Origin of the sequence: Amycolatopsis vancoresmycina (assembly GCF_000716785.1) — a bacterium.
Lineage (GTDB): Bacteria > Actinomycetota > Actinomycetes > Mycobacteriales > Pseudonocardiaceae > Amycolatopsis > Amycolatopsis vancoresmycina.
On record NZ_JNYY01000004.1, the window covers coordinates 255,467 to 276,995 of the forward strand.

Annotated in this window: 22 protein-coding genes; 10 read left to right on the top strand and 12 right to left on the bottom strand. The window is 71.8% G+C overall.

The genetic code is table 11. The features are described 5' to 3' along the window. Nucleotides 1–68: 68 nt before the first annotated feature. The 7 genes from OO60_RS11010 to OO60_RS11040 form a co-directional block, all read right to left on the bottom strand. Nucleotides 69–1,259, bottom strand: a complete 1,191-nt coding sequence (locus tag OO60_RS11010) for a CaiB/BaiF CoA transferase family protein (RefSeq protein ID WP_033261344.1) — start codon at nucleotides 1,257–1,259, stop codon at nucleotides 69–71. A 23-nt stretch (nucleotides 1,260–1,282) separates the two neighbouring features. Further along, nucleotides 1,283–1,975 carry a GntR family transcriptional regulator gene (locus OO60_RS11015; RefSeq protein ID WP_004561814.1) on the bottom strand — a complete coding sequence of 231 codons (693 nt, stop codon included), beginning with the start codon at nucleotides 1,973–1,975 and terminating at the stop codon, nucleotides 1,283–1,285. A gap of 4 nt (nucleotides 1,976–1,979) precedes the next feature. Further along, entirely contained in the window at nucleotides 1,980–2,765 is a 786-nt protein-coding gene (locus OO60_RS11020) for an SDR family NAD(P)-dependent oxidoreductase (protein ID WP_004561815.1), read from the bottom strand. Between the two features lies 1 nt (nucleotide 2,766). Further along, on the bottom strand, nucleotides 2,767–4,467 hold the full coding sequence (locus tag OO60_RS11025) for a hydantoinase B/oxoprolinase family protein (protein WP_004561816.1): 1,701 nt from the start codon (nucleotides 4,465–4,467) through the stop codon (nucleotides 2,767–2,769). Then, on the bottom strand, nucleotides 4,464–6,497 hold the full coding sequence (locus tag OO60_RS11030) for a hydantoinase/oxoprolinase family protein (RefSeq protein WP_033261284.1): 2,034 nt from the start codon (nucleotides 6,495–6,497) through the stop codon (nucleotides 4,464–4,466). The genes OO60_RS11025 and OO60_RS11030 overlap by 4 nt, the downstream gene beginning before the upstream one ends. After that, the gene (locus OO60_RS11035) at nucleotides 6,494–8,089 is read right to left on the bottom strand and encodes a thiamine pyrophosphate-binding protein (protein ID WP_003079649.1); all 1,596 of its coding nucleotides are present in this window, start codon (nucleotides 8,087–8,089) and stop codon (nucleotides 6,494–6,496) included. The genes OO60_RS11030 and OO60_RS11035 overlap by 4 nt, the downstream gene beginning before the upstream one ends. Before the next feature lie 70 nt (nucleotides 8,090–8,159). Continuing rightward, nucleotides 8,160–9,338, bottom strand: coding sequence for an NAD(P)/FAD-dependent oxidoreductase (locus OO60_RS11040; RefSeq protein ID WP_033261285.1), 1,179 nt, complete (start codon nucleotides 9,336–9,338; stop codon nucleotides 8,160–8,162). 80 nt (nucleotides 9,339–9,418) lie between these two features. On the opposite strand from OO60_RS11040, the gene OO60_RS11045 reads away from it, so the two are divergent. From OO60_RS11045 to pqqB, 6 genes are all read left to right on the top strand, one after another. Then, the gene (locus OO60_RS11045; protein ID WP_003079644.1) at nucleotides 9,419–10,783 is read left to right on the top strand and encodes a WS/DGAT/MGAT family O-acyltransferase; all 1,365 of its coding nucleotides are present in this window, start codon (nucleotides 9,419–9,421) and stop codon (nucleotides 10,781–10,783) included. Nucleotides 10,784–10,864: 81 nt separating this feature from the next. Further along, the gene (gene pqqA, locus OO60_RS11050) at nucleotides 10,865–10,984 is read left to right on the top strand and encodes a pyrroloquinoline quinone precursor peptide PqqA (RefSeq protein WP_420835558.1); all 120 of its coding nucleotides are present in this window, start codon (nucleotides 10,865–10,867) and stop codon (nucleotides 10,982–10,984) included. Between the two features lie 3 nt (nucleotides 10,985–10,987). Continuing rightward, a complete protein-coding gene (pqqC, locus tag OO60_RS11055) occupies nucleotides 10,988–11,677 on the top strand; it encodes a pyrroloquinoline-quinone synthase PqqC (RefSeq protein ID WP_003079641.1) in 690 nt (229 codons plus the stop codon). Further along, on the top strand, nucleotides 11,674–11,940 hold the full coding sequence (gene pqqD / locus OO60_RS11060; protein ID WP_003079638.1) for a pyrroloquinoline quinone biosynthesis peptide chaperone PqqD: 267 nt from the start codon (nucleotides 11,674–11,676) through the stop codon (nucleotides 11,938–11,940). The genes pqqC and pqqD overlap by 4 nt, the downstream gene beginning before the upstream one ends. Next, nucleotides 11,931–12,995 (top strand): pyrroloquinoline quinone biosynthesis protein PqqE, encoded by a 1,065-nt coding sequence (pqqE, locus tag OO60_RS11065; protein WP_003079635.1) that lies wholly within the window; start codon nucleotides 11,931–11,933, stop codon nucleotides 12,993–12,995. The genes pqqD and pqqE overlap by 10 nt, the downstream gene beginning before the upstream one ends. After that, the gene (gene pqqB / locus OO60_RS11070) at nucleotides 12,992–13,828 is read left to right on the top strand and encodes a pyrroloquinoline quinone biosynthesis protein PqqB (protein WP_003079631.1); all 837 of its coding nucleotides are present in this window, start codon (nucleotides 12,992–12,994) and stop codon (nucleotides 13,826–13,828) included. The genes pqqE and pqqB overlap by 4 nt, the downstream gene beginning before the upstream one ends. Here the strand turns inward: pqqB and OO60_RS11075 are convergent. Then, complete coding sequence (locus OO60_RS11075) at nucleotides 13,825–14,778, bottom strand: aldo/keto reductase (RefSeq protein WP_003079629.1); 954 nt, start codon at nucleotides 14,776–14,778, stop codon at nucleotides 13,825–13,827. The two genes, pqqB and OO60_RS11075, sit on opposite strands and share 4 nt — an antisense overlap. 103 nt (nucleotides 14,779–14,881) lie before the next feature. Between OO60_RS11075 and OO60_RS11080 the strand changes: the two genes are divergently transcribed. Further along, entirely contained in the window at nucleotides 14,882–15,397 is a 516-nt protein-coding gene (locus OO60_RS11080; RefSeq protein WP_003079628.1) for an ArsR/SmtB family transcription factor, read from the top strand. 175 nt (nucleotides 15,398–15,572) lie between these two features. Beyond that, a complete protein-coding gene (locus OO60_RS11085) occupies nucleotides 15,573–16,793 on the top strand; it encodes an MFS transporter (RefSeq protein WP_003079626.1) in 1,221 nt (406 codons plus the stop codon). Here OO60_RS11085 and OO60_RS11090 read toward each other — a convergent pair. After that, complete coding sequence (locus OO60_RS11090; RefSeq protein WP_240490678.1) at nucleotides 16,747–17,211, bottom strand: MaoC family dehydratase; 465 nt, start codon at nucleotides 17,209–17,211, stop codon at nucleotides 16,747–16,749. The genes OO60_RS11085 and OO60_RS11090 overlap by 47 nt on opposite strands. A 64-nt stretch (nucleotides 17,212–17,275) precedes the next feature. Between OO60_RS11090 and OO60_RS11095 the strand changes: the two genes are divergently transcribed. Next, nucleotides 17,276–17,953: an ArsR/SmtB family transcription factor gene (locus OO60_RS11095; RefSeq protein WP_033261287.1), complete on the top strand. Its 678-nt coding sequence runs from the start codon at nucleotides 17,276–17,278 to the stop codon at nucleotides 17,951–17,953. A gap of 5 nt (nucleotides 17,954–17,958) precedes the next feature. On the opposite strand, the gene OO60_RS11100 is transcribed toward OO60_RS11095, so the two are convergent. Genes OO60_RS11100 through OO60_RS11110 form a run of 3 tightly spaced genes read right to left on the bottom strand, consistent with a single transcriptional unit; the run spans nucleotide 17,959 to nucleotide 20,652 of the window. After that, on the bottom strand, nucleotides 17,959–18,216 hold the full coding sequence (locus tag OO60_RS11100; protein WP_003079619.1) for a hypothetical protein: 258 nt from the start codon (nucleotides 18,214–18,216) through the stop codon (nucleotides 17,959–17,961). A 58-nt stretch (nucleotides 18,217–18,274) separates the two neighbouring features. Next, on the bottom strand, nucleotides 18,275–19,657 hold the full coding sequence (locus OO60_RS11105; protein WP_003079617.1) for an amidase: 1,383 nt from the start codon (nucleotides 19,655–19,657) through the stop codon (nucleotides 18,275–18,277). After that, complete coding sequence (locus OO60_RS11110) at nucleotides 19,654–20,652, bottom strand: D-2-hydroxyacid dehydrogenase (RefSeq protein ID WP_033261288.1); 999 nt, start codon at nucleotides 20,650–20,652, stop codon at nucleotides 19,654–19,656. The genes OO60_RS11105 and OO60_RS11110 overlap by 4 nt, the downstream gene beginning before the upstream one ends. A gap of 100 nt (nucleotides 20,653–20,752) precedes the next feature. Between OO60_RS11110 and OO60_RS11115 the strand changes: the two genes are divergently transcribed. Next, nucleotides 20,753–21,493, top strand: coding sequence for a maleate cis-trans isomerase family protein (locus OO60_RS11115; protein WP_003079613.1), 741 nt, complete (start codon nucleotides 20,753–20,755; stop codon nucleotides 21,491–21,493). Nucleotides 21,494–21,529 lie beyond the last annotated feature (36 nt).

Genomic DNA, 21,529 nt, shown 5'->3' on the forward strand with positions numbered 1-21,529 from the left:
CCCTACCAGGGCGCGGCGCCGGGCGCGAACACTCCATCGTGCACAGTTCGCCGCACCGGACTGGCCGGTCAGTCCAGGAACCCGGCGATCTCCTCCGGCGTGTAGCCCAGCTCCGCGAGGACCTCCGCGGTGTGCTGGCCCAGCGTCGGCGGCGCCGACGTCGGCCGCGCCGGGGTGTCCGACGCCTTCACCGGGAAGCCCGTGCCCAGGTACGTCCCGACCGCCGGGTGCGGCAGCCGCACCACCTGCTCGCGCGCCGCCGCCCACGGGTCCGCGTAGACGTCGTCGATCTCGTTCACCGGCGCCGCCGGCACGCCCGCCGCGTCGAACGCCTTCATCCACTCCGCCGACGTGCGGGTCAGCAGCACCGGTTCGAGCAGGCTGTTGAGCTCGTCGCGGTGCGCGGCGCGAAGCGCGTTCGACGCGAACCGCGGGTCGGCGGCGATGTCGAGGCCGAGCACCCCGCAGAACGCGTGCCACAGCTTTTCGCTGCCGACCGCGATGACCAGCCAGCCGTCGGCGACGTGGTAGCCCTGGTACGGGACGATGCTCGGGTGCGCCGAGCCCATCCGGCGCGGCCGCGGCGCGTCGTAGAAGGTCGCGCCCGCGGCGTAGACGTGCCAGGCCAGCTGACTGTCCAAAAGGGACACGTCGAGGTACTGCCCGCGGCCGGTCGTGTGCCGGGCCTGCAACGCCATCAGCACGCCGATGATCGCCCACGTCCCGGCGTTCAGGTCCGCCACCGGCAGCCCGGCCTTCGCCGGCGCGCCGCCGGGCTCGCCGGTCAGCGACATCACGCCGCCGAGGGCCTGCGCGACCAGGTCGTACCCGGCGCGGTCGCGGTAGGGGCCGGTCTGCCCGAACCCGGTGATCGACACGTGGATCAGCCGCGGGTTCAGCTCCGCCAGCTCGACGTACCCGATGCCCCACTTCTCGAGCGTCCCGGGCCGGAAGTTCTCGACGAGCACGTCGGCGCCGGTGACCAGCCGCCGCAGCGCGTCCCGCCCGCGGTCGCTCTTGAGGTCGAGCACGATCCCGCGCTTGTTCCGGTTGGCGGCCAGGTAGTAGACGGCCTCGCCGCCGACGAACGGCGGTCCCCAGCCGCGGGTGTCGTCGCCGTGCCCCGGCGGCTCCACCTTGATCACGTCGGCCCCCATCTCGCCCAGGTACTGCGTGCAGTACGGGCCGGCGAGGATGCGGGAGAGGTCGACGACCTTGATCCCGTCCAGGGGCCGGAATCCGTCGGCGGCAGGGGTCATCGTCGGCTCCTCGTCGGACGTGGTCACGGCGCCGTTCCCCGGGCGCTGAGCTCGAGCAGCCGGGCTTCGGCGTCACGCAGGTAGCGGTCGAGAACGGCTTCCGCGGCGTCGAACCGGCCGCCTCGCAGGTCTCGCAGGATCTCGTCGTGGCAGCCGAGGAACGGTTCGTAGAACTCCCGCGTGTTTTCGTTGAGCACGAAGAACAACCGCGTTTCGGCGAGCACCTGGCGCATCGTCGCGGAGAGGCGCTCGCTGCCGGCCAGGTCCGCGAGGGCCTGGTGGAAGTGGATGCTGGCGGTGCCGACCGACGGCCAGTCTTCGGCCTCCGCCGCCGCCTCGCCGTCCCGGAGTGCCTGCTCGACCCCGGAAAGATCCACAGTGGACAGCTCGGCGGCGCGACGCAGGGCACCGCATTCGGTGGCGCGACGCACGACGTAGAGGTCCGCGATGTCCTCTGTGGTCAGTTCGCGCACGAACACCCCGCGGTTGAGCTCGTGCACGGCCAGCCGTTCGTGGGCGAGCAGCTGGAACGACTCGCGCAGCGTGTTGCGCGAGACGCCGAGCGCCGCGCTGATCACCGGCTCGGACAGCCGTTCGCCGGGCGCGAAGACGCCGTCGGTGATGTGCTGGCGCAGGATCGCCGCGACCCGCTCGGCGGTGCCACTGCGTTCGAGCAGGTGCCGCGCGCTCTCCAGCCCCGACGCATCGACGGTCACGGCGCTACCTGACGCCGAGTTCGAAATCGAGGCTGTAGCGGTTGCCCGGCATCGCACCCGCGGCCTTCGCGCCGTCGATCGGCAGCACAACGCCGTTGACGAACCGCGACTCGTCGCTCGCCAGGAACACCACCGCCTTCGCGACCTCCCACGCCTCGCCGACGCGCGCGGCGGGCGTGCTCGCGACCAGCTGGTGCTGCTTGGTCTCGAACTCCTCCGGCGAGTTCAGGGTGCTGCGCAGCATGTCGGTGTCGATCGCGCCCGGGTTCACCGTGTTGGCCCGGATGCCCTGGTGCGCGTGCGCGACGGCGATGGACTTCGTCAGCCCGACCAGCGCGTGTTTCGTGGCGTTGTACACCGGGTCGCCGGGGCGGCCCATCACGCCGCCGTTCGACGACGTCGTGATGATGCTGCCCGCCTGCTGCTCGATCATGTGCGGCAGCACCGCGCGGGTGCCGAGGAAGGCGGCCCGCACGTTCAGCGCGAAGATGTGGTCGAAGTCCGCCAGTGTCGTGTCCACAAGAGACTTGCCGAGGTGGATGCCGACGTTGTTGAACAGCACGTCGATGCGGCCGGCCTCGGCGACGACCCCGTCGACGAACGCCGCCACGGCGTCTTCGTCCGTGGCGTCCACCAGGGAATGCCGGTAGCCCTCGACCACTTCCGCCGGTTCGCGGATGTCGGAAGCGTGGACCGTCGCCCCTTCGGCGAGGAACTCCTTCACCGTGGCGAGGCCGATCCCCCGCGCGCCGCCGAAGACGACCGCCACCTTGCCGGCCAACCGACCCATGTCACTTCCCCGCTCTCAGTCGTGCTGTCTGCTCTTCGTCCACTGTGTAGTCCTCGGGCAGCCGGACGAGCGCGTCCGGCTGCCCCAGATACACCACCTCGACGCCGTACACCTCGCGCGCCGCTTCCCGGGAGACGTAACCCTCGACGACGTCGGCGAGCACCGCCGCCACGGGCCGTTCGAACGGCGGCCCATAACCGCCGCCGCCCGGCAGCGTGACGTCCACAACGGACCCCGCGGGCGGCGTCACCCGGCTCTTCGCGGGTAGGTCCCCGCCGCCGTGCAAGCCGAAACGGCCGACCGCACCGGGGTGCCCGCCGTCCACTCCGGACGCCGCAGCGCGCACGCGGTCGACGTTCCCGTTGACACTCCAGGGGAAATCGCCGCGGACGGCCATCGTCGTCACCTGGCCGAGGCCGCCGCGCCACCGTCCGGGGCCGCCGGAATCGACGCGCAGTTCCCGCGAGTGCTGGACCAGCGGCGCCGTCGTTTCGATCACCTCGGTCGGCGTCGACCGCAGGCCGCTCGGGAACCCGGTCGTGCTGAGGCCGTCCTTGCCCCGGCGCGCGCCCGTGCCGCCGGTCTGGAAGACGTTCAGCATGAACCCGGGGCCGCGCCAGATGGTCATCCACAGCGCGTCGGCGCTCGGCGCGATCGCCGTCCCGGGCAACGCGCCGATCAGCAGCGACGGCAGGAAGTGCCCGATCAGGTGCCGGGAGGCGACGGGCGCCGGCGGCAGGCAGTTGAGCACCGAACCTTCGGGCGCGGTGACGTGCACGGGCCGGAACGACCCGGCGTTGTGCGGCACTTCCGGCGAGATCGCCGCCTTGACCGCGAAGGACGCGTACGCCCGCGTGTAGTTCAGCACGACGTTGATCCCGCGACGGCTCTGCGGCGACGAGCCCGCGAAGTCGAGGTGGATCTCGTCACCGTCCACAGTGGCCGCGACGCGCAGCACGATCTCTTCGTCGTCGAAGCCGTCGGTGGCGATTTCGTTGGTGTACGTGCCATCGGGGAGAGCCCGCAGCGCGTCCCGCAGCGCCTGCTCCGAGCGGTCCATGATCTCGGCGGCGACGTCGTCCAGCGTTTCGAGGCCGAGCTCGTCCAGCAGGCGCAGCAGGCTCGCCGCGCCGACCTCGTTGCCGGTGACCTGCGCGTACAGGTCGCCGATGGTCTCTTCCGGCGTCCGGACGTTCGCCCGGATCAGCCGTTCGAGATCGGCGTTGACCTCGCCGGCACGCAGGAACTTGAGGATAGGCAGCCGCAGCCCCTCTTCGAAGACTTCGTGGGCCTCGGCGGAGACGAGCCGGCCACCGATGTCGGGCGCGTGGCAGCACGACGCGAACCACGCGACCAGCCGGCCGCCCCGGAACACCGGTGTCGCCACCGTGATGTCGTTGATCTGCCCGGCGGTCTGCCACGGATCGTTGGTGAGCAGCACGTCCCCGGGTTCGAGCGTCTCCGGCGGGTACGCCGCGACGAAGTGGTGCATGCCGGTGGCCATCGCGTTGATGTGCCCCGGCGTGCCGCCGACGGACTGGCCGATCATCTCGCCCCGGGAGTCGAACACCGCGCACGCCAGGTCGAGCGATTCCCGCACGACGGCGGAGAAGGCCGTGTTGACCAGCGCGTTCTGCTGTTCGGCGAGGATCGAGTGCAGCCGGTTGCCGAACAGGCCGGCGAGGATGGGGTCGGCACTCACCCGGTCACCTCCAACGCCCCGTCGTCCCGGACCGCACAGTGCGCACCGGGCGGGACCACGACGGTGGACTCGCGTTCCTCCACGATGGCCGGTCCGCCGACCCGGGTCCCCGGCGCGAGCCGGTACCGGTCGAACACGTCCGTGTCGACAAATCCACCAGTCGACGGGAAGTAGGCCTTGCGGGTGCCCTTCCGCGCGTCACCGCCGGACGCCTCCGCGGTCAGCCGCAGCGTGACGTCCGGCGCGGGCCCGCTCGACACGACCCGCCAGTTCAGCACCTCGACGCCGACCTCCGGCCCGGTGCGCCGGTAGAGCGCGCGGTAGGTGCGGGTGAACTCCTCGATCAGCGACCGGGGCCAGCTGCCGCCGCGGACCGGAACGCGGATCTCGTAGCCCTGGCCGGTGTAGCGCATTTCGGCGATTCGCCGGTGCGTCACCTCCGCCACCCCGGACTTGGCCAGCAGAGTCTCCCCCTCGGCCTCCATCTCGGCGAACAGCGCGTCGACCTGCGCCCACTCCAGGTCGTGCACGGCCGCGCGCGCCGAACGGACGAAGTCGAACGCCAGCGGCGCAGTCAGGAAGCCCGCGGCGCTGAGCACACCGGCGGCCGGCGGCGCGACGACGGACGGCGCGCCGAGCGCCCGCGCAACGCCGGCGCCGTGCACCGGACCCGCGCCGCCGAAGGTGTACATCGGCAGCTTCGCCGGATCGTGCCCGCGCTCGACGGCGTGCACCCGGGCGGCGTTGGCCATGTTCTCGTTGACGCTGGTGTGGATGCCCCAGGCGGCCTCTTCGACGCTCACCCCGAGCGGGCGCGCGATCTTTTCCGCCAGCACCGAGCGGGCGGCTTCGGCGTCCAGGCGCATGCCGCCGCCGAGGAAGTAGCCCGGGTCGAGGTAGCCGAGCACGAGGTCGGCGTCGGTGACCGTGGGCTCGGTGCCGCCGCGGCCGTAGCAGACCGGGCCGGGCTCGGACCCGGCCGAGTCGGGCCCGACGGTCAGCAGCCCCAGCGCGTCGATGCGGGCGATGGAGCCGCCCCCGACGCCGATCTCGATGAGGTCGGTGACCGGTACCTGCACCGGCAGTCCCGAGCCGGGCAGCAGCCGGTACTTGCGGTCGACCTCGAACTGGTGCGTGACCAGCGGGGCGCCGCCCGCGATCAGGCACAGCTTCGCCGTCGTGCCGCCCATGTCGAAGGCCAGCAGATCGGGCGGGCCCAGCACCGCCGCCGCCAGCGCCCCGCCCGCCGGGCCGGACTCCAGGATGCGGATCGGGTACCGCGCCGCGGTCTCGACGGTGGCCACGCCGCCGTTCGACAGCATGATGCGCGGCGCCTGCGCGATCCCGAGTTCACGCAGCCGGCGCTCGAGATCGTGCAGGTAGCGCTCGGTGAGGTCCTGTACGTAAACGTTCACTAACGTCGTCGACGCGCGCTCGTACTCGCGGATCTCCGGGACGACATCGGACGACAACGCAACGCGCAGGCCAGGCGCGACCTCGGCGAGCAGCTCCGCGACACGCCGCTCGTGCGCGGGGTTCGTGAAGGCGTGCAGAAAGCAGACGGCGACCGCTTCGATCCCGCGGTCCGCCAGTTCGCGGCCGAGCTTCCGCACGTACTGCTCGTCGAGCGCGGTGTGCACGGACCCGTCGGCGAGGACGCGCTCCGGGACGTCGAACCGCAGGTGCCGCGGCACCAGCGGCGCCGGCAGTTCCAGGTGCAGGTCGTACAGCTCGTACCGGTGCTCGCGGCGCAGCTCCAGGACGTCGCGGAAGCCCGCGGTGGCGAGCAGCGCCGTCCGCGAGCCCGTGCGCTCGATCAGCGCGTTGGTCACCAGGGTGGTCCCGTGGACCACCTGCGTCACGTCGGAAGCCGCGATCCCGGCGTCCGCCAACAGCGTGGCCAGTCCCTCGACCACCGCCAGCGCAGGCGCGTCGTGCGTGGTCAGGACCTTGCCGACGGCGACGATGCCGGCCTCGTCCACCGCGCAGAGGTCGGTGAACGTGCCGCCGATGTCGACGCCGATCCTCATGTCCGGTACCACCGCGGCGAGGTGTTCAGCGGCGGCTTGAGCTTGGCCTTGACGACCAGCACGTTCGGCTCGTCCGACTCGACGAACTCGCCGAGCAGCCGCCGGAAGGCCCGCCCGAACCCGGAGACGCGGTCGGCGTGCACCCCGAAGGACCGGGCCAGGCCGACGAAGTCCGGGCTGTCCCAGTCGACCCCGCGGTGCGGCAGGCCCTCGCGGTCCTGGTCGTAGCGCAGCATCCCGTAGCCGCCGTCGTCGACCAGGACGACCGTGACCGGCAGCTGTTCCTGCGCGAGCGTCGCCAGATCGCCGCAGCCGTAGAGGAAACCGCCGTCCCCGGTGATGCAGATGGCGCGCCCGGTGCCGGCCGCGGCCGCGCCGAGCGACGCCGGGAAGCCGTAGCCCAGGGTGCCCCAGCCCATCGGGTAGGCGAGCTTGCGCGGCGCCCGCACCCGGTGGAAGCCGCCGACCCAGTACCCGGCGACGCACATGTCGGACACCAGCACCGCGTCCGTCGGCAGCACCTCGTCCAAAGTGGACAGGAAGTCGTAGGCCTGCGGCTCTTCGTCCCGGATCCGCTGCCGCACCCGGCGGCCGATGCCGGCCAGCCGGAGCGTGATGTCGTCGAGGCCGGGACGCTGCTTCGGCAGCAACCGGTCGACGATCGAGCGCGCGTCCCCGACGAGCGTGAGGTCGGGGCGGTAGTTCTTGGCGGCGTCGTCGGCGTCGACGTTGACCGCGATGAGCTTCGGCGGTTTCGGCATCCGCCAGTTCTGCGTCATCAGGCCGTCGAAGTCGGTGCCGATGGCGAGCACGACGTCGGCTTCGTCCCAGAGCTCCCCGACCTCCGGCGTGTGCACCGGGTTCGGCGCCAGGCACGGGTGGTCGAGCGGGAGCAGCCCGCGGGCGGCGAACGTGGTGATCACCGGCGCGGCGAGCTTCTCCGCGAGCGCGCCGATCGCGTCGCCCGCACCCGAGCGCAGCGCGCCGCCGCCGGCCCAGATCAGCGGGTGCTGCGCGTCGGACAGCATCGCCTCGGCGCGCGCGAGGTCGGGGACGTCGACGTCGGGCTTGCGGTGCGGCGCGGGCGGGCGGCGGTGCGGCACGCTCTCGCGCAGGTAGTCGGTCGGCACGCCGAGGTAGACCGGGCCGCTCTGCGGCAGCTGCGCAAGCCGGGCGGCGCGGTGGACGGTGGTGCCGATCTGGTCGGGCGCCCGCACGGTGAAGCCGCCCTTGGTCACCGGCGCGAACATCGCCTGCTGGTCCGAGGTCTCGTGCAGCACGCCGCGGACGACGCCGGGCCGCCGCAGCGTCGAGGGGATGTCGGTGGCGATCACCAGCACCGGGGCCGCGGACGCCATGGCCTCGCCGACCGCGCCGAGCGTGTTCGCCGCGCCCGGGCCGGTGGTGACCAGCGCGACGCCGAGCTTGCCGGTGGCGCGGGCGTAGCCGTCGGCGGCGTACCCGGCGGTCTGTTCGTGGCGGACGCCGACGAGCTTGATGCGGGTTTCACCGAGTGCCTCCCACAGTGGCAGGTTGTGCACCCCCGGCAGGCCGAAGACGATCTCCGTTCCGAGCGCTTCCAGCGCGTCCACCAGCTCCCGAGCACCACTCACAGCCACGGCTCGGATACTGCCAGATCGTTGAACGATCTGGCAATCGGCCCTAGACGATGTGGTGTTCCACCGGTGCGGTATCGGCGCTGTCGAACCGCCGGACGTCCAGCTCGGTGATGTCCACCGCCGGTTCGCGCCCCAGGTAAAGGTCCCGGATCAGCTCCCCGGCGGCCGGGGCCATCTGGAAGCCGTGGCCCGAGAAACCGGTCGCGTAGAAGAACCGCGACAGCAGGACGCTTTGCCCGAGGATCTGGTTGCGGTCCGGCGTCATTTCGTACAGCCCGGCCCAGGCGGTGCGGACGCCAGCGTCGAGCACGGCTGGGATCCGGCGGCCGGCCAGCTCGGCCAGGCGGGGCAGCCACTCGCCCGGCTCGTACCCGGTGTCGAAGCCGGAGAAGCCGTCGTCCTCGCTGAACGACATCGCCAGGCCCGGTCCCTCGCGGTGGAAGTAGAACGCCGACGGCAGCTCGATGGTCAGCGGAACCGCTTCCGGCAGCCCGGGCACCGGGCCGGTGAACACGACCTGCCGCCGGTAGGGCCGCACCGGCAGGTCGAGGCCGGCGAGCTCGCCGATCCGCCCCGACCACGCGCCCGCTGCGCACACCACCGCGCCGGTCCGCACGTACCCCGCCGTCGTGACGACACCGGTCAGCGTGTCGCCGTCGCGCTCGATCCCGGTGACCTCGACGCCGGTGCGCAGCGTCGCACCGCACGCTCGCGCCGCACGCGCGTAGCCCTGGACAACAGCGTCCGGCGTCGCCTTCGCGTCGTCCGGCGACCACAACGCCGCGACGATCCCGTCCCGTCCTATCAGGGGCAGCAGAGCCTGCGCTTCCCCGGGATCGAGCAGGTGGCTGCGGACGCCGTACTCGCGTTGCAGCTCCGCGCAATGTCCGATTGCGGGCACGTCCGCCGGGTCGGTCAGCACGTACAGGTAGCCATCGCGCCGAAAGTCGATCTCGACGCCGAAGTCGCGTGAGAAAGCGCTGTACGCGGCGAGCCCGCGCAGTCCCAGCTCGACGTTGACGCGCGTGGTGAACGACGACCGGATGCCGCCCGCGGCCTTCGCCGTCGAGCCGCCGCCCAGCCCGCCGCGTTCCAGCAGCAGCACGTCGACACCGGCTTCGGCGAGCCGGAACGCGCAGCTGACGCCGATGACGCCGCCACCGATCACGACGCATTCGGCCATCGGTGGCAACGACGTTTCCCCGGTGCCGCGGGTGGTCATACTCGCCAGAGTAGAACGTGATCCACCCGCGGCCGCCGAGCGCGTAGAGTCGGCGTGCCGAGCGCGGAAGGTGATGTCCCATGGCGATGATGCCCGTGACCGACTCGATGTTCCTCCTCGTCGAAACGCGCGAGCATCCGATGCACGTGGGCGGCCTGCAGCTGTTCAAGAAGCCCGACGGCGCCGGCGAGGAGTACCTCCGCGACATCCGCACTTCGCTGCTGGAATCGGACAACATGCGCTCGGTGTTCCGGCGCCGCCCGGCCCGGCCGGTCAACACGATGGGTCACGTGGCCTGGCGGCTCGACGCCGACCTCGAACTCGACTACCACTTCCGGCACTCGGCGCTGCCGCAGCCGGGCCGCATCCGCGAACTGCTGGAACTGACCGGCCGCTGGCACAGCACCCTGCTCGACCGGCACCGGCCGCTCTGGGAAACGCACCTCGTCGAAGGGCTGGCCGACGGCCGCTTCGCCGTCTACACCAAGGTCCACCACGCGCTGATGGACGGCGTCTCGGCGCTGCGCCAGCTGCAGGGCACGCTCTCGGACGACCCCGCGGACCTGGACTGCCCGCCGTGGTGGGGCAGCCGGCGCAAGCCCGGCTCGGACCGCGAGAAGCGTCCCCGGTCGTTCCTGCAGACCGCGAGCAAGACGGCCAACCAGCTCGCGAGCCTGGCGCCCGCGGCGATGAAGGTCGCGCGCGAAGCGTTCGGTGAACACACGTTAACGCTGCCCGGGCAAGCGCCGCGCACGATGCTCAACGTGCCGATCGGCGGCGCACGTCGCTTCGCGGCGCAGTCGTGGTCGCTGGAGCGGGTCCGGAAGGTGGCGACGGCCGCCGGGGTGTCGCGCAACGACGTCGTGCTCGCGATGTGCTCGGGTGCGCTGCGGGACTACCTCATCGAGCAGCGTTCGCTGCCGGACGCACCGCTGATCGCGATGGTGCCGGTGTCGCTGCGCCGCCAGAACGATCCCGGCGAAGCGGCAGGCAACAACATCGGTGCGCTGCTCTGCAACCTGGCCACCGACCTGCCGGACGCCGGCAAGCGGCTCGTCACGATCCACCAGTCGATGCGCAACGGCAAGCGGTTGTTCTCGGAGCTGACGCCGCTGCAGACGCTGCTGTTATCGGCCGTTAACGTGGCCCAGCTCGGCGTTTCGCCGATCCCGGGCGTCGTCAAGAACACGCGGCCGCCGTTCAACCTGGTGATCTCGAACGTGCCCGGCCCGCGCAAGCAGATGTACTGGAACGGCGCCCAGCTCGACGGCATCTACCCCGCGTCGGTGCTGCTCGACGGCCAGGCCGTGAACATCACGCTGACGAGCAACGGCGACAACCTCGACTTCGGCGTGACGGGCTGCCGCCGCAGCGTTCCGCACCTGCAGCGGATCCTGACACACCTCGACACAGCCTTGGTGGAACTCGAAGCTGCGGTAAAGTAGCCCGCTCACCGACACGTCGGCTCCCCCATCGGAAGGAATCTTTCCGAACTCGCTGGTCAGTCCGCTCCGCGCGCTCCTAGGGTGGCGACGATCACCCGGCGAGAGGAGCAGGACATGACCGAAGAGTGGACGACGCCCGAGTTCGTCGAATACGAAACTCCCATGGAGGTCACCGCCTACGCGGCCCGCATGGCGGACTGAAGGATGCCGGTCGAGCCACTCTCGGAAAGCGCATTCATCGCCGAGCTGCGCGGTCTTTCCGGCCGGTACTGGGGAACGCACCCGTTCCACCGCCGGCTGCACGCGGGCGAACTCGACGAACGCGGGCTGCGGATCTGGGCGGCCAACCGCTGGTGCTACCAGTGCGTGCTGCCGCAGAAGGACGCGGCGATCATCAGCAACTGCCCGCTGCCGGAGATCCGCCGCCAGTGGCTCGACCGCATCGTCTACCACGACGGCACCGGCGCCGGAACCGGCGGGATCGAACGCTGGCTCCGGCTCTGCACCGCCGTCGGCCTGGACCGGGCGGAAGTCCTCGACGAGCGGCACGTCGTCCCCGGCGTCCGGTTCGCCGTGGACGCCTACGTGACGTTCGCGCGGACCAAGCCGTGGTGGGAAGCCGTCGCATCGGGACTGACCGAGATGTTCGCCGGGCACCTGATGCAGCGGCGCGTCGCGGACATGCTCGCGCACTACTCCTGGATCGCGCCCGAGGACCTGGCCTACTTCACGAACCGGATCGACAAGGTCGCCGGCGAAGGCAAGGACACCCTCGACATCGTGGTCCGCCACTGCGTCACGCGCGAACAGCAGGACCGCGCGATCGCCGCGTTGTCCTTCAAGTGCGACGTGCTGTGGTCGATGCTCGACGCGATCGAGCGGGCGGCCGCGTGATCACCGCCGATTCGGTTCCGCAGCTGCGCCGCGGCGTGCGGCTGTCCTTCGACCACGTCCGGGAGACGCACGTGCTGCTGTTCCCCGAAGGTGTCCTGGTGCCGAACGCGACCGCGGCCGCGGTGCTCGAACTGTGCGACGGCGCCCGGTCCGTCACCGACATCACGACGGCGCTTTCGCAGCGCTACTCCGGCGTCCTCGCGCAGGACGTGCTCACCGTGCTCTCCCGGCTGGGCGAACGGCGGGTCGTCGCATGGACGTGACACCGCCGCTCGGCCTGCTCGCCGAGCTGACCCACCGCTGCCCGCTGCACTGTCCTTATTGCTCCAACCCGGTCGAGCTGACCGCCCGGGCCGCCGAACTGTCCACTGCGGACTGGCTGTCGGTGCTGTCCCAGGCCCGCGAGCTGGGTGTACTGCAGGTGCACCTGTCGGGCGGCGAGCCGTTGCTGCGGCCGGACCTGCCCGAGCTGGTCGCGCACGCGAGCTCGCTCGGCTGCTACGTCAACCTGGTCACCTCCGGGCTCGGCCTGACGGCGGACCGGCTGGACGACCTCGTCGAGCGCGGCCTGGCCCACGTTCAGCTGTCCGCGCAGGGCGCGACCCGCGAGCGGGCCGACCTGCTGGCCGGCGCAAAGGCGCATGACCGAAAGATTTCAGCCGCTGAACTGGTGAAGGCGTCGGGATTGCCGCTCTCGCTGAACGTGGTGCTGCACCGGCGCAACCACGACCAGCTGGCCGGGATCATCGAGCTGGCCGAGCGGATGGGCGCGGACCGGCTGGAGCTGGCGAACACCCAGTACTACGGCTGGGCGTTGCGCAACCGCGCGGCGCTGATGCCCACACGCGCGCAACTCGACGCGGCCGAGCCGGTGGTGCGCGCGGCTGTCGCGCGGCTGCGCGGCACGATGGAGATCGTCTACGTCGTCGCCGACTACTACGAGCCGTACCCGAAGCCGTGCATGTACGGCTGGGGTGCGCGGCAGCTGACCGTGGCGCCGGACGGCACCGTGCTGCCGTGCCCGGCGGCGTCGGCGATCTCGACGCTTTCCCTTTCCAACGTGCGCGACACCCCGCTCGCCGAGATCTGGTACCGGTCCTCGTCGTTCACCACCTACCGCGGCGAGGAGTGGATGTCCGAGCCGTGCCGCACGTGCGACCGCCGCGGCCTCGACTTCGGCGGCTGCCGCTGCCAGGCGTTCCTGCTGACCGGCGACGCCGCGGCCACCGACCCGGTGTGCTCGCGGTCGCCGCAACGCGGGGTCGTCGACCTGGTGCTGGCCCAGCCGCCGGTCACCGACCTGGTCATGCGCCGGTGAAGGTGATCCTGCTCGGCACCGCGGCGGGCGGCGGGTGTCCGCAGTGGAACTGCGCGTGCCGCCTCTGCACGTCCGGGCTGGTGCCACGCTCGCAGGACTGCGTCGCGATCAGCGCGGACGGGGCCGGCTGGTACCTGCTCAACTGCTCGCCGGACATCCGCGCTCAGATCCTCGCGACGCCGGCGTTGCGCGCCGGGCCAGGACCGCGCGAGATCCCGCTGCGCGGAGTGCTGCTCACCGACGCCGAGCTCGATCACGCACTGGGCCTGCTGATGCTGCGCGAGGCAGGCGGGCTCCCGGTGTGGGCGCCGGAAGCGGCGCTGTCCGCGCTGTCTCCGTTCCGCAGCATCGTCGACGGCTACGGCGGCTGGACGTGGTTATCCGCCGTTAACATCCCCGGGCTGCGCGTCGACGTGCTGCCGGTGAGCAACAAGCGGCCGAAGTACGCTCCGGCCGGCCCGGAAGGCCCTTGGGTGGTCGCCTACCGGATCGAGGACCCGGCCACCGGCGGCGTGCTGGTGTACGCGCCCTGCCTGCAGAGCTGGCCGCCCGGGTTCGACACGCTGGTTTCCGGCGCGGACCTCGTTCTCCTGGACGGAACGTTCTACGCCGCGGACGAGATGGCCGGCGTCGGCGGCCCGGACCAGCTCGCGATGGGGCACCTGCCGATCACCGCGAGCCTGCCCCGCATCACCGCGCGCCCGGGACCGCACTGGGCGTTAACCCACGTTAACAACACCAACCCGGTCCTCGACCCGACATCGGCTGAGCACGCTGCCGTACTGGCCGCGGGCGCGCTGCTGCCCCCGGACGGCACGACGTACGTGCTCTAGGCAATGCCCTCCGGCGCGGCACCGGCCACCTGGACGGCGTCGGCGGTGATCCGGTCGATTTCGGCCAAGTCATCCGACGTCAGTGTGATGTCGGCGGCGGCAACACTCGCCTCGATGTGCTCGGCCCGCCGCGCCCCGACGATGGCGGCGTGCACCCCTGGCCGCGCGAGCGCCCAGGCGATGGCCAGCTGGCCGACGGTGGTACCGCGGCGCGCGGCGAACTCCTTGAGCCGGTCGACGACCTCGAGGTTGCGACGCAGGTTGTCGCCCTGGAAGGCGCTCGACTTCGAGCGCCAGTCGGTGGGTTCGAAGGTCGCGTCCGGGGTGAGGGCACCGGTGAGCAGCCCGCTGCCGAGCGGGCTGTAGACGAAGACGCCGATGTCGTGCGCGCGGGCGTAGGGCAGCGGGCCGGTCTCGATGCCGCGCCGGAACAGGTGGTACGGCGGCTGCAGCGTCTCGACCGGGCGCGTCGCGTCGAAGGCTTCGAGCTGCGCGGCGTCGTAGTTCGAGACGCCGACGTGCCGGACCTTGCCGGCATCGACGAACTCCTGCATGAGCCCGGCGACCTCGGCGGACGGCGTGTCCGGATCGGGCCAGTGCACCTGGTAGAGGTCGACGTGCTCGACACCCAGGTTGCGCAGGCTGGAGTCGAGCCCCTCCGTCAGCCACGCGCGGCGGGAGTCGCGCGGCCGCGCGGCACGCGGGTTGATGCCACCCTTGGTGGCGATGACGACGTCGGATTCGCGGCGCAGGGCGCGCCCGAGCAGCACCTCGGAGCGGCCGCGGCCGTAGGCCTGCGCGGTGTCGAAGAAGTTCACCCCGAGGTCGCGCGCGTGGCGGATGGCCGCGATGGCGGTGTCTTCGTCGAAGGTGCCCCAGTCGCCGCCGAGCTGCCAGGTCCCGAAAGCGATCTTCGACACTTCCAGGCCGCTGCGGCCCAAGATCGTCATACGCATGCGTCCAGCACAGCACAGACATCAGACCAATGCAGCGATCTTCCCGCCCAACGAAACCCTCAAATAACTCTTTGACGGTAGTGGCAGACTCCGGCGTATGCCCCACGACCACCTCCGGGTCCTGGCCCACCCGCTCCGCCTGCGCATCCTGTCCCTGCTGACGGGCACGGCGATGAGCGCAGCCGAGGCAGCACGCGAACTCGGCGAAACGCAGGCGAACACGAGCTACCACATCCGCCGCTTGCACGACGCGGGCCTGCTGCAGGTAGCGGAGGAGATCCAGATCCGCGGCGGCCGCGCCAAGCGCTACCGCCACCACCCGGACTCCGGCCGGCGCTTGACCAGCCGCAAGCCGGGCGAAGAGCAGCTGCTGACGAAGGCGATCGCGACCGAACTCCTCCGCCGGGCAGCGGAGCGGGCCAGGGACCGCCCGGCCTCCCTGACGGACGCGGAGTTGTGGGTGGCCCCGGAGCTCTGGGCGCGAACGCTGAAGCAGGCGACGACGCTGAGCGAGGAATTGCACGCAGCAGCGCAGCCGCCGAGAACGCCGGGGACGATACGGGTCAGCGCGAGCGTGGCGCTGTTCGAGCTGACAGCCGAGGACCGCCGGTGAGCTCGCCGCTGGGGGCCCGCGAGCGCGCCCGCGGCGCGACGGGACGGGACCGTTCCGTCGTGCGGGCTACCCGGTACCGCACGTTGCCGCGCCCGCTCACCTCCCGAGCGCCGCACCCACCCGGCCGTACTCCCGCCACCGCGCAACACCAAACCCGACCACCGGAGCCACTCCCATGACCACGCCACTGCTCGCCCCGCTGCGGGAAACCCCGTTCCGCTCCCTGGTCACCGGCCGGACCTTGGCCGACTTCGGCAACGCCGTCGCTCCCTTCGCGCTCGCCTTCGCCGTCGTCGATCTCACCGGGTCGGCCGTGGACCTCGGGCTCGTCGTCGGGGCCCGCTCCCTGGCCAACGTGCTGCTCGTGCTGTTCGGCGGGATGCTGGCCGACCGGCTGCCGCGGTCGGTCATCCTGCAGGGCACCGAAACCGCCGCCGCCCTCACGCAGGCCGCCATCGCCGCGAGCGTCCTCGGGGGATTCGCGTCCGTTCCGCTGCTGGCCGGGCTCAGCCTGGTCAACGGCGCCGTCTCGGCCATTTCCCTCCCCGCGGCCGCCTCGCTCACGCCGTTGACCGTGCCCGCAGCACTGCTCGCCCCGGCGAACGCGCTGGTCCGGCTGCTGTCGAACGTCGGCCGCATCGCCGGGGCCGGGCTCGCCGGCGTCCTCGTCGCCTTCGCCGGCTCCGGCTGGGCGCTCGGCGGGAACGCGCTGCTGTTCCTCGCCGCGGCGCTGGCGTACCGCCGGATCCGGCTGCCACGCGGCGAACGGCTGCCAGGCCGCCGCCGCCCGTTCGGCGAACTCGCCGAAGGCTGGCGAGAGTTCCGCGCCCGGTCCTGGGTATGGCAAGTGGTACTGCAGTTCACGATCGTCAACGCAGTGAACGCCGGAGCGCTGCTGGTGGTCGGCCCGCTGGTCGCCGACTACACGTTCGGCCGCACCGGCTGGGGACTCGCGCTGGCCGCGCAGACCGCGGGGGCGTTGCTCGGCGGGATCGTCGCCGCGCGCTGGCGGCCGCGGCGGATGCTCGCGATCGGCGTCGCGTTCATCCTGGTCGACGCCCTGCCGATGCTGGCTCTCGGCGAGACGCCGTACCTGCTGCCGCTGCTGTTCGCGATGTTCCTCTCGGGTGTCGCGATCGAGCAGTTCGCCGTCGCCTGGGACGTGTCGCTGCAGGAGAACATCCCGCCGGACAAGCTCGCCCGCGTCTACTCCTACGACATGCTCGGCTCGTTCCTCGCGATGCCGCTCGGCCAGGTCGCCGCCGGTCCGCTGGCCGAGCACGCCGGCCGGTCGGCGACGCTCCTCGGTGGCGCGGCCCTGATCGTCGGTGCGACGGCGATCGTGCTGGTCAACCCGCAGATCCGCGGACTGGTGCGGCAGGGCGCACCCGCATGAGGTTCAGCACGCTCGCGCTGAACACGACGTCGTCGCCGTCGGCGAACTCGACGCGCGTGCGCACCAGCCCCCGATCGGGCTTCGAGCGGGAGGGGCGAGCCTCGAGCACGGTGGCCCGCAGCCGCAGCACCGCGCCCGGCCGCACCGGGCGCGGCCAGCGCAGCTCGTCGACGCCCGGGCTGCCGAGGCTGGACACCGCCGACAGGTAGTGCTCCGCGTAGAGCCGCATCATGAGGCTCGCGGTGTGCCAGCCGCTGGCGATCAGCCCGCCGAACGGACCGTCCGCGGCCGCGTCGAGGTGGAACTCCTGCGGGTCGTAGCGCCGGGCGAAGTCCAGGATTTCGGCCTCGGAGACCGAGACGCTCCCGCAGTCGTGGGTGGCACCCGGGACGTAGTCCTCGAAGTAGCGATCAGTCACGGCCGCAGGGTGCCACAAGAACAGTTCGATCCGGAGCGAACCTTTCCACGGATAGGCTCGCACCGTGCCCGGCGAGCCCGACATCGCGACGGTCGCCCAGGCCATCGGCGAGCCGGCGCGAGCGGCGATGCTGCTGCAGCTGATGGACGGCGACGCGCACACCGCACGGGCCTTGGCGGCGGTCGCCGGCATCGCGCCGTCCACCGCGAGTTCCCACCTGCACCGCTTGCGCGACGCGGGCCTCATCGAGGTGACCGACGCGGGCCGACGCCGGTTGCACCGGCTCGCCGGCCCGGAGGTGGCCCAGCTCGTGGAGGCGTTGGCAGCGCTCGCTCCGCCCCGCCTGCCGGAACGGTTCCAGCCCGACCCGCCCGCGGGGCCGCTGCTGCGCGCCCGCGCGTGCTACGGCCACGTGGCCGGGCAACTGGGCATCGACTTGGCCGTCGTGTTGCGCGAGGACGGAGTCGTCGGCGCCCTGTCACCGGGAGAGACCGGCGTGGTACACACCTTCGACCACCCGCTCCTGGCAGCGCTGGGGATCGACGAACTGCCGGGCACGGGGCCGGCGGTGCGCGCGTGCCTGGACTGGTCGCACGGAACCGTCCACCTCGCGGGCGCACTGGGAGCCGCGCTCTTGACGGCTCTCCTCGCCGCCGGCTGGGTACGCCGGCAGCCGCGTGGCCGAGCCCTGCGCATCACCGGCACCGGGCGGCAGCAGCTCGGTGCGCTCGGCCTCGGCTGACTGCGTCACCGCCCCAAGTGGGGTTCCGGCGCCCGGTCGAGATGGCCGTCGAGGCGCCACCAGCTCTCCAGCGTCTCGCGCAGCGCCTTCAGCAGCTCGCCGCCGGTCTCGAGCGGGACCAGCGCCGCCCTGCCGTCGTCCACCCGCAGTGCGGCGGCCAGCCGGTCGCCCTGCTCGACCAGGCCGACGATCACGCGCATCGGCTCACCGGTGACGTCGACCGTCGGGATGGCTCGTTCGTACTGCCAGCCTTGAGCGTTCACCCGGCCGACAGTGGCACAGCCCGCCGCGCTCCGGTCCGGGTTTCACCCTCAAGTGTGGTCAGGCGGGTGCCCAGGGCCGCACTTCCTCCAGCAGCTTCGCCACGGCCAGCACGAGGTCGTCCGAATGCCGCGGACCGACGATCTGCAGGCCCACCGGCAGCCCCGCCGACGTGCGCCCGGCCGGCACGCTGATCGCCGGCTGCTGGGTCATGTTGAACGGGTACGTGAACGGCGTCCACTCCGGCCATTCGCTCAGCCCGCTGCCCGGCGGCACGTCGTGCCCGGCCTCGAACGCCGCGATCGGGACGGTCGGCGTGATCAGCACGTCGTAGCGCGTGTGGAACTCGCCCATCCGGATGCCCAGCGCGGCGCGCTCGGCGGTCGCGTCGAGGTAGTCGCTCGCCGACCACTTCCGGCCGAGCTCCCAGACCTTGCGCAGGCCGGGGTCGGTGCGCTCCTCGGACCCCGGCGGGAACGTGTCCAGCAGCTTCGCCGCCCCCGACGACCACAGGATGTCGAACGCCGGTTTCGGATCGCCGAACCCGGGATCGGTCTCCTCGACGTGCAGCCCCGCGTCGCCCAGCGCGCGGACCGCGTCCGCGACGATCGCGGCCACCTCCGGGTCGACGTCGACGTAGCCGAGCGTCGGCGAGAACGCGGCGATGAGGCCGCGCACGTCCCGCCGGACGGCCTCGCGGAACGACGCCACGGGCGGCGCCAGCGCGGCCGGGTCGCGGTGGTCGGGCAGGGACAGCACGTCCAGCAGCAGCGCGGTGTCGTCCACCGACCGCGCCATCGGGCCGGCGTGCGAGAGCGGCCCGAACGGGCTCGCCGGGTACAGCGGGATCCGGCCGTGGGTCGGCTTCAGCCCGACGATCCCGCAGAACGAAGCCGGAATCCGCACCGAGCCACCGCCGTCGGTACCGACCGACAGCTCCCCCATCCCGGCCGCGACGGCCGCGGCACTTCCGCCGCTCGACCCACCGGCGGTCTTCGACGGATCGGCCGGGTTGCGCGTGATGCCCTGCAGCGGGCTGTCGGTGACGCCCTTCCACGCAATCTCCGGCGTGGTCGTCTTGCCCAGCAGCACCAGACCGGCCTCGCGCATCCGCGCGGCGACCGGGCTGTCGACGGCCCACGGCTGGTCCGGGTCGATGCTCTTCGAGCCCCGGACGGTCGGCCAGCCTTGCGTGAGGAACATGTCCTTGATCGACGCGGGCACCCCGTCGAGCCAGCCGATCGGGTTGCCGTCACGCCAGCGGCTCTCGGACGCTTTCGCCTGCTCCAGCGCCCGGTCGGCGTCGACGAGGCAGTACGCGTTGCACTCGCCGTCGCGGGCTTCGATGGCCTGCAGCGCATTCTGCGTCGCCTCGATCGGCGACAGCTCACCGGTGGCGTAGGCGGCCACGAGCTCGCTGGCGGTCAGCATCCTGTCGTTCATCCGGCTCCCTGGTTCCCCGACGGCACGTAGCCGAGCGTCTTGTCGACGACATTGCGCAGCGGCTCCCCAGCGCGCCAGCGGCGGAAGTTTTCGGTGAACACCTCGACCAGCGTGGTCCGCCAGCCGACGAAGTCACCGGACATGTGCGGCGAGACCAGCACGTCCGGCATGGTCCACAGCGGGCTTTCCGGCGGGAGCGGCTCGGTGTCGAACACGTCGAGCGCGGCACCGGCGACGGTCCGGTTCTCGAGGGCCGCGACGAGGTCGGACGTCACCACGAGCTCCCCCCGGCCGACGTTGACGAACCGCGCCGACGGCTTCATCGCGGCGAACGCGCGCGCGTCGAACATGCCCTTGGTGTGCTCGGTCAGCGGCGCGACCGCGACGACGTAGTCGGCGTGCGGCAGGAACTCGGCGAGCCGCGCGGACTCGTGCACGACGCCGAAGTCCGGATCCCCGGTGCGCGCCCGGCGCCCGGCGCCGGTCACCCGCATCCCGGCCGCGCGCAGCAGCCGCGCGATGGCCCGGCCGATCGGCCCGGTGCCGACGACGACCACCTCTCGGCCGGCGATCCGCTCGCTCTCGCGGTGCAGCCAGCGCCCCTCGCGCTGCAGGTCGTGCGAGCGCGCGAAGTCCTTCGCGAAAGCGAGCACGACGCCCAGCACGTACTCCGCGATGGCGTCGTCGAAAACACCCCGCGAGTTGGTGAGGACGACGTCGCTCTCGCGCAGCCCGGGGAACAGCACGGGGTCGACACCCGCGCTCGCGATGTGCAGCCACTGCAGCCGGTCGGCCGCGTGCCACGCGCCCGGGACCGCGGTGGAGAGGAAGTCGTAGACGAAGAGGGCATCCGCTCCGGACAGCGCGTCGGCAAGACCCGCCGCGTCCGTGTAACGCAGGACCGCCCCGGATTCGACAGCACGCATGTCCGGTGGGCGGGACTCGCCGCAGAGCACTGCCAGGACGGGAGCTTCCCGGTGTTCCGAGGCGATCACGTTGACACGGTAAAAGTCACTCGTATGATTGTCAACAATCCGAGGAACGACCCCCGGAGCACCGGACTGTCATGCACAGACGTATTCCGGAGGCTGAGCCTTGGATTTCGACTTCCTGGCGTTCGACGGCCCGCTGGCGCAACGCGGCATCGGGGTCATCGCCCCCTTCGACCTCGCGCTGGAGCGCGAGCTCTGGCGCTGGGTCCCGATGGAGGTGTCCCTCCACCTCGCCCGCACGCCGTACGAGCCGGTGCCGGTCAGCATGGAGATGGCCCGCCTCGTCAGCGACAGCCACCACCTGGCCGGCGCCACGCGCGACGTGCTGCACGTGGAGCCGGAGGTCGTCGCCTACCTCTGCACGTCGGGCAGCTTCGTCAACGGCGTCGACTACGAGCGCTCGCTGACCAAGGCGATCTGCGACGCCGGCGCGCCGGACGCCGTCACCACCTCGGGCGCGTTGGCCGAAGTGCTGCAGCAGCTCGACCTCCACCGCGTCTCGGTGCTGACGCCGTACGACGCCGATCTCACCCAGGCCCTGCACGCCTTCCTCGCGGAACTGGACGTCGAGACCGTGTCCAGCGACCACCTCGGCCTGGGCGGCGGCATCTGGAAGGTCAGCTACCGGACCATCGCCGAGCGCATCCTCGCCGCCGACCACGGCGATGCCGAAGCGATCTTCGTCAGCTGCACCAACCTCCCGACCTACGACCTGATCGAGCCGCTGGAAGCCGCCCTCGGCAAGCCGGTGCTCACCGCCAACCAGCTGACCATGTGGGCGTGCCTGCGCCGGATGAACCTGCCCATCGTCGGACCCGGAAGGTGGCTTCGTGACGTGTCGTGAAGGTTTTCCTTGACCACCCCTCTAGGATTGTCGACA